A 6806-nucleotide genomic window follows, 5' to 3' on the forward strand; every position below is an offset into this window, starting at 1 on the left:
CCCCGGTGACCGCCGGCACCGCCACCACCGCTGCGGCCGTGGCCGTCGCGGCGGGCGAGGCCAAGGCGAAGCCCGCGCGCACGAAGCCGGCGAAGACGCCGGGCGCCGCCCCCAAGGTGGGCAAGAAGGTCATGGACGAGAAGCAGCCCCTCTACGTCGAGCCCGAAGAGCGCGACGAGGTGACGGATGCCGCGGCGGCCATCACGGCGGCCGCCACCGGCGTCATTCCGCGCCTGCCCGCCGACGGCGAAGCGCCGCAGGCCGAGGCGGACGACGACGCCGCTGCGCCGAAGCCCGGCGCCGCGGCATCCGACCAGCTGACGCTCGCCGAACGGCTGGGGCTGCGTGCCCCGGGCGGTCCGCGCGAGGGAGACGACGAGCAGGAAGTGGGACCGACGCGATGAGGTTCGGACTCGTCCTCTCCGAAGCGGCGAGCGGCCTGCGCCGCAACGCCTCCATGGTCGTCTCGGTCGTGCTCGTGACGTTCATCTCGCTCACGTTCGTGGGCACTGCCGCGCTGCTGCAGCTGCAGATCGCGCAGATGAAGAACTACTGGTACGACCGCGCGCAGGTCGCCGTATACCTCTGCACGTCCGTGTCCACGGCTGCCGGTTGCGTCGACGGCGAGGCCACCGAGGAGCAGAAGTCCGCCATCGAGGCGCAGCTCGAATCCGACACCCTCGCGCCGTTCATCGACGAGTATTACTTCGAGGACCACCAGCAGGCCTACGAGAACTTCCAGGAGCAGTTCGAGGGCACGCCGGCCGCCGACTACGTGACGCCCGAGGTGCTCAACGAGACGTTCTGGGTGAACCTCGTCGACCCGTCGCAGGCGGCGGTGATCGTCGAGAGCCTGGCGGGACTCGCCGGCGTCGAGCAGGTGGTCGACCAACGCCGGTACCTCGACCAGATCTTCGACGTGCTCAATGCGGCGAGCTACACCGCCATCGCGATCGCGGCCATCATGCTCGTCGCCGCCGCGCTGCTGATCGCGACGACGATCCGCCTGTCGGCGTTCTCGCGGCGACGGGAGCTCGGCATCATGCGCCTCGTCGGGGCCTCCAATCGGTTCATCCAGACGCCGTTCGTGCTCGAGGGCGTGTTCGCCGGCCTCATCGGGTCCCTGCTCGCGGGCGGGGCGGTGATCGCGATCGTCCAGTTCTTCGTGCAGGGCTACCTCGCGAAGAGCCTGTCGTTCACGTTCGTCGACCTCACCGATGCGTTCCTCGTGGTCCCCATCCTCATCGGCGTGGGCGTGCTGCTCGCCGCGGTGTCGGCGGGCATCGCGATCACCCGATATCTTCGCGTGTAGGCAGGTCGGGGCACGTCCGCGGCCGACGGGCGGCGGATGCTGCGGCATCCGCTAGACTCGAAGGCTGCCCGGCCACCCGCCGTGGCGGCATCCGTCAGCAACGCACTCGAACGAAGGAGCACGCCGTGCCCAGGGAACGCGGTCAGAAGGTCGTCGCGACCAACCGCAAGGCGCGCCACGACTACACGATCGAGGACACCTACGAGGCGGGCATCGTGCTCACCGGCACCGAGGTGAAGTCGCTACGCGAGGGCCGGGCGTCACTCGTCGACGGCTACGCGTTCATCGACGGCGGCGAGATGTGGCTCGACTCGGTGCACATCCCCGAGTACACCGAGGGCACGTGGAACAACCACTCGCCCCGGCGGAAGCGCAAGCTGCTGCTGCACAAGCACGAGATCGTGAAGATCAGCCACAAGACGAAGGAGGGCGGCTACACGCTCGTCCCCCTGCAGATCTACTTCACCGACGGCCGCGCGAAGGTCGAGATCGCGGTCGCGAAGGGCAAGCGCGAGTACGACAAGCGCCAGGCCCTGCGCGAGCGGCAGGACAAGCGCGAGGCCGACCGCGCGATCTCGAGCCGGCGCAACCTCGGCGACTAGGCAGCAGGCTCCCAGCCGCCGTGTCGTCCCCGCGCGGTAGGCTCGCGTCGATGGAGACGTCGACGCGCATCCCGGTTCCCGGCACCTACAACTTCCGCGACGTCGGCGGCCTGCCGGCCGTGGGAGGACGCATCCGTGAGGGCGTGCTGTTCCGCTCCGACGGGCTCTACCGGCTCGGCGACGACGGTCGCGACGAACTCCGGCGGCTCGGTGTCGGCATCATCATCGACCTGCGCGACGAGAACGAGTCGCGCGCCATGCCCGACGACCTCGACGGCCTCGACGTCGAGGTGCTCCAGCTGCCCGTGTTCGAGGGCTCCGGCGCCTCGCAGGGCGCGGGCGGCATCTCGCTCGACGCGCTCTACGAACGCATCGTCACCCAGCACGCCTCGGTGGTGGTGAGCGCGCTCCGCGAGATCGCGAGCGCCGGCGACCGCTCGGTGGTGGTGCACTGCACCGCCGGCAAGGACCGCACGGGCATCGTCGTGGCCCTCGCGCTGCTCGCCGTCGGTGTGGACCACCAGGCCGTCGTCGACGACTACGCGCGCACCGAGGCGAACCTCGCGGGGGAGTGGCTCGAAGAGATGGTCGCGCTGATCGGCCACTACGGCGTGCCCGACACCCCCGAACTCCGCGTGCTCATGGGCGGCAGCCCGCCCGAGGCGCTCGAGGGCGTGATCGACACCGTCGAGCGCATGCACGGCTCCGTGCGCGAGTACCTGCTGGCGTCGGGCCTCAGCCTCGCCGACCTGTCAGCCCTCGAGCGGCTGCTCGTCGAGCCTGACGCCTGACGCCGCGCCGCCTGATCAGGCGGGATCGGCCGTGAACCGTGCGTCGACGGACGCCTCGATCACGAGCTCGGCAGGCGCGAACTCGGGGGTCGGCGCACCGCCGAGATCGGCCGCGGTACGCATCATCATCGCCTTGGGCGCGGCGGGCATCGGCTGCGCGCTGAGCATGCCGTGGTCGGCCAGTTCGACGGGAGCTGGCGTGCCGAGTCCGAGCGCCGACGCGTAGACCTGCGCCTTCGCGACGGCGTCGGCCACGGCCGCGCGCTGGGCGGCCTCCTGCACGCGCCGGCGCGTGGCATCCGTCAACCGCCAGTCGATGCCGGCGATGGTCAGCTCATCGCCGGTGGCCACCTCGCCGACCCACGAGCCGAGCCGTTCGAGGTCGCTGAACACGACCTCCACGTCGGCGCTGGCCTGGTGCACGACCGGGAGCTGCTTGCCCTCGTTGTTCCACGGACGGTGCGACCACACCCGGAGCTGGCCCGCAGACCACGTGTCGAGGGAACCAGATGCCTCGAGCTGTCGCACCTCGGCCAGCAGCCGTTCGTGCGCGCGGCCCGTGCGCGCGGTCACGTCGTCGCGCGCCGCGCCTGAGCCGCCCACCGACAGGGAGACGGCGGCGAGCTCGGGGGCGATGCGCTCTTCGGCGCGGCCGGTGACGGCGATCGTGGTCGGCATGGTGCCCCTCTCGGATGCGGGTGCCGGGACGACGACCTCGACGCCCGGCGGCCGCGGCAGCGCCCGGCCGACCTCAGCATACGTCCGGCGGCCGACGCCATCCCGGGCGGCGGGYACCCGGAATGTCCGAGGCGGCGCGTATGTTGTAACGWGTAAGGCCGCAGACCTTCGGGAATGCGCCGATTGGAAACTCCACAGCGTGCGACAACGGCTCGCCGAACCGGTCTCGACCGGGCGGCGTCACATGGGGATGATCGGTTTCGACATCGTCTGCGAACCCACGAGAAGCGGGCCGAGGATGCAGGGTTATCTCGTAAACGATCTCTGCGAAACAATAACTGCCAATAAGAAGCAGTCTGACTTCGCCCTCGCTGCTTAAGCGAGTGCGTTAGTCCGTCAGCCCGGGTCTGTTCCCGCCCCGGTCGCTGGCGTCATCTAGGGAACTTGCTGCGCGTCGTCGCCTGAGCGACGTGCGGGACTTTATCGGGCTGGGCTCGTCGACCTAGGTGCCTGTGGCAAAGGTCGGGGCCGAGTAGAACGCCCTCACAGGATGCGCCCGGAGAAGGCGTGGAATCACAGCGATGGACGGGGGTTCAATTCCCCCCATCTCCACCATCGGCCGTTGTCGCACGTTGTGGAACGAAGGCCGCCCCGCGGGGCGGCCTTCGTCGTCTGCGGGCCCGAACGCCCTCACCAGCCGCTGCGGGTGGGGGTGTCGCCGTCGCGGGCATCCTCGGGCATCGCCATCTCGGCGCGGAATCCCAGCAGCCGGATTGGCCGGCCGGGTTCGATGCGACTCGCGAGCTCGAGCGCGCCGGCGAGCACCACCTCGGGGTCGGAGGTCTCGGGGATCTTCTTGCCCGTCGTCTTCGTGATGAACGGGGCATAGCGGATCTTCAGCGTCAACCCGACCACGGGGCGGCCCTCGGCAGCGACGTCCTTCAGCACGTTGGCCACCAGCTCCCGCACCGCCTCGTCGACCTGCGCAGACGCGATGAGGTCCTCCTGGAACGTCGTCTCCCGGCTGTGCCCTCGGGCCACCCATGGCGTGTCGTCGACCTCACGTGCGCCCTCCCCGCGTCCGAGCAGTCCGTACCACGGACCCATCCTCGGTCCGAACTCCGGCACGAGCACGTCAGGCCCTGCGGCGGCCAGCTCGGCGACCGTCGTGATGCCGTGGGCGGCGAGGCGCTGCGACACCTTCGAGCCGACGCCCCACAGGTCCCGCGTGGGCCGGTCGCCCATGACGTCGAGCCAGTTGGCCGCCGTCAGTCGGAACACTCCTCGCGGCTTGCCGAACCCCGTCGCGACCTTCGCCCGCACGAGGGTGTCGCCGATCCCCACGCTGCAGTGCAGGTCGGTGCGGTCGAGCACGGCGCGCTGCACCGCCCGCGCATAGGCCTCGGGGTCGTCGGTGCGCACGCCGATGAACGCCTCGTCCCAGCCGAGCACCTGCACGGTCGCGCCCGGTTGTTCCCGAAGGGTCGCCATGACCTCGGCGGATGCCGCGGTGTACGCGTCCGCGTCCACCGGCAGGATGATCGCGTCGGGCGCCTTCCGCGCGGCGATGCGCAGCGGCATCCCCGAGCCGACGCCGAACTCGCGTGCCTCGTACGACGCCGTCGAGACGACCGCGCGCTCGGTCGGGTCGCCGCGGCCGCCCACGATGATCGGCTTGCCGGCGAGCTCGGGACGCCGCAGCACCTCGACCGCCGCGATGAACTGGTCGAGGTCGACGTGCAGCACCCACGGGGTCGGGCCGTCGCTCACGCCCTCAGTCTGCCGGTCGGCCCTGGCGCGAGGGAAGGCGTACGACGGTCAGCGCACCTGTGGCAGCACCTCGGCGGCGACGAGCTCGAGGTGCTCGAGGTCGCGGAGGTCGACGATCTGGAGGTACACCCGGTCGGCACCGAGGTCGCGGAGGCGCTGGATCTTCTCGACGGCGGCGGCGGGTGTGCCCGCGACGTTGACGTCGGCGAACGTGTCGGGATCTGCATCGATCGCGGCCAGTCGCCGCTGGTAGTCGGTGTCGTTCGTGGCGACGACGGTCGGCAGCGCCACCGAGGTGCGCAGTGTCGCGGGGTCGCGTCCGATCTGCTCGCACGCACGGCGGACGCCGTCGAATGTCTCGGCGATCACGTCCTCCGAGCGGAAGCCGATGTTGAACTCCGTGGCGAACCGGGCCGCGAGCGCCGGCGTGCGCTTGGGCCCGCCGCCGCCGATGATGAGGGGCACGGGCGATTGCACCGGCTTCGGCAGCGCGGGCGCCCCTTCGAGCCGGTAGTGCTCGCCGGCGAAGTCGAAGGTCTCGCCGACCGGCGTGGACCAGAGCCCGGTCACGATCTCGAGCTGCTCCTCGAACAGACCGAAGCGCTTCGCCGGGAACGGGATGCCGTACGCCTCGTGCTCCTCGGCGAACCATCCGGTGCCGAGCCCGAGCTCGACGCGGCCGCCTGACATGGCGTCGACCTGGGCGACCTGGACCGCGAGCAAGGACGGGTGCCGGAACGTCGCCGAGGAGACGAGCGTGCCCAGCCGGATGCGGCGGGTGTCGCGCGCCAGGCCCGCGAGGGTGGTCCACGCATCCGTCGGGCCGGGCAGCGGATCGCCGGCCCCCATGCGGAGGAAGTGGTCGGAGCGGAACCAGCCGTCGAAGCCGAGGCGCTCCGTGGCGCTCGCCTGGGCGAGCTGGTCGTCGTAGCTCGCGCCCTGCTGCGGCTCGGTGAAGATGCAGACCTCCACGGTCAGGCCTCCGCGCCGTCGTGCTGGGCGGCGGGCGATGCCAGTGCGGCGAGCACGGCGTCGTGCAACCGCCCGTTCGTCGCGAGGGAGCTGCCGTGCCACGGGCCCGGTTCGCCGTCGATCGAGGTGAAGCGGCCGCCGGCCTCCTCGACGATCGGCACGAGCGCGGCGAGGTCGTACGGCTTCACGTCGAACTCGCCGGTGATGTCGATGAGCCCCTCCGCGAGCAGCACGTACGACCACATGTCGCCGTAGGCGCGGTCGCGCCACACCTGCTCCGACAGCGCGAGCAGCCGGTCGAGGTATCCGGCGTCGCGCCACTGGGCGAGGCTCTGGAAGCTGAGCGAGGCGTCCGACAGCTGCTCGACGCCCGAGACGCGCAGGCGGCGAGCACCGGGCACGCGAGCGGATGCCGCATCCGCCGCTCCGTCGCTCACGCCGAGTTCACCGGCTGACGCGCTCGTCCACGCGCCGAGCCCGCGCGCCGCCCACCAGCGCCGGCCCATCGCGGGTGAGGAGGCGACGCCGACGACGGGAACGCCGTCGATGGCGAGCGCGATGAGCGTGCCCCACACCGGCACGCCACGGAGGAAGTTCGCCGTGCCGTCGATCGGATCGATGATCCACTGCCTGGTCGAGTCGCCCTCAGTGCCGAACTCCTCTCCGAGCATGCCGTCGCCC

The 6806-nt window shown here is 71.1% G+C and carries 7 protein-coding genes, 1 other RNA gene and 1 pseudogene; 5 read left to right on the plus strand and 4 right to left on the minus strand.

Going from position 1 to position 6806, the window contains the following annotated elements; genetic code table 11:
• The 4 genes and pseudogenes from AC1DY2_RS12720 to AC1DY2_RS12735 form a co-directional block, all read left to right on the plus strand.
• Positions 1 to 404 (plus strand): annotated as a pseudogene (locus AC1DY2_RS12720) (hypothetical protein); the annotation flags it as partial.
• Positions 401 to 1312 (plus strand): permease-like cell division protein FtsX, encoded by a 912-nt coding sequence (ftsX, locus tag AC1DY2_RS12725; protein WP_309979418.1) that lies wholly within the window; start codon positions 401 to 403, stop codon positions 1310 to 1312. The pseudogene AC1DY2_RS12720 and the gene ftsX, both read left to right, overlap by 4 nt.
• A gap of 125 nt (positions 1313 to 1437) precedes the next feature.
• The gene (gene smpB, locus AC1DY2_RS12730) at positions 1438 to 1914 is read left to right on the plus strand and encodes an SsrA-binding protein SmpB (RefSeq protein WP_476762763.1); all 477 of its coding nucleotides are present in this window, start codon (positions 1438 to 1440) and stop codon (positions 1912 to 1914) included.
• Positions 1915 to 1964: 50 nt separating this feature from the next.
• Complete coding sequence (locus tag AC1DY2_RS12735) at positions 1965 to 2705, plus strand: tyrosine-protein phosphatase (RefSeq protein WP_476762764.1); 741 nt, start codon at positions 1965 to 1967, stop codon at positions 2703 to 2705.
• A 15-nt stretch (positions 2706 to 2720) separates the two neighbouring features.
• Here AC1DY2_RS12735 and AC1DY2_RS12740 read toward each other — a convergent pair whose 3' ends face one another.
• On the minus strand, positions 2721 to 3383 hold the full coding sequence (locus AC1DY2_RS12740; RefSeq protein ID WP_476762765.1) for an SIMPL domain-containing protein: 663 nt from the start codon (positions 3381 to 3383) through the stop codon (positions 2721 to 2723).
• 246 nt (positions 3384 to 3629) lie between these two features.
• Between AC1DY2_RS12740 and ssrA the strand changes: the two genes are divergently transcribed.
• Positions 3630 to 3998: a transfer-messenger RNA gene (gene ssrA / locus AC1DY2_RS12745) on the plus strand.
• 75 nt (positions 3999 to 4073) lie between these two features.
• On the opposite strand, the gene AC1DY2_RS12750 is transcribed toward ssrA, so the two are convergent.
• From AC1DY2_RS12750 to AC1DY2_RS12760, 3 genes are all read right to left on the minus strand, one after another.
• Positions 4074 to 5153 (minus strand): DNA polymerase IV, encoded by a 1080-nt coding sequence (locus tag AC1DY2_RS12750; protein WP_476762766.1) that lies wholly within the window; start codon positions 5151 to 5153, stop codon positions 4074 to 4076.
• Between the two features lie 48 nt (positions 5154 to 5201).
• Positions 5202 to 6125 carry an LLM class F420-dependent oxidoreductase gene (locus AC1DY2_RS12755; protein ID WP_476762767.1) on the minus strand — a complete coding sequence of 308 codons (924 nt, stop codon included), beginning with the start codon at positions 6123 to 6125 and terminating at the stop codon, positions 5202 to 5204.
• A gap of 2 nt (positions 6126 to 6127) precedes the next feature.
• On the minus strand, positions 6128 to 6806 hold a 679-nt coding region (locus AC1DY2_RS12760), incomplete at its 5' end, for an inositol monophosphatase family protein (RefSeq protein WP_476762768.1).

This window comes from Agromyces sp. P1_H4, from assembly GCF_056405255.1.

Coding starts and splice junctions, on each gene's coding strand:
- ftsX (WP_309979418.1), top strand. CDS start 401: ATGAGGTTCGGACTCGTCCTCTCCGAAGCGGCGAGCGGCCTGCGCCGC.
- AC1DY2_RS12735 (WP_476762764.1), top strand. CDS start 1,965: ATGGAGACGTCGACGCGCATCCCGGTTCCCGGCACCTACAACTTCCGC.
- AC1DY2_RS12740 (WP_476762765.1), bottom strand. CDS start 3,383: ATGCCGACCACGATCGCCGTCACCGGCCGCGCCGAAGAGCGCATCGCC.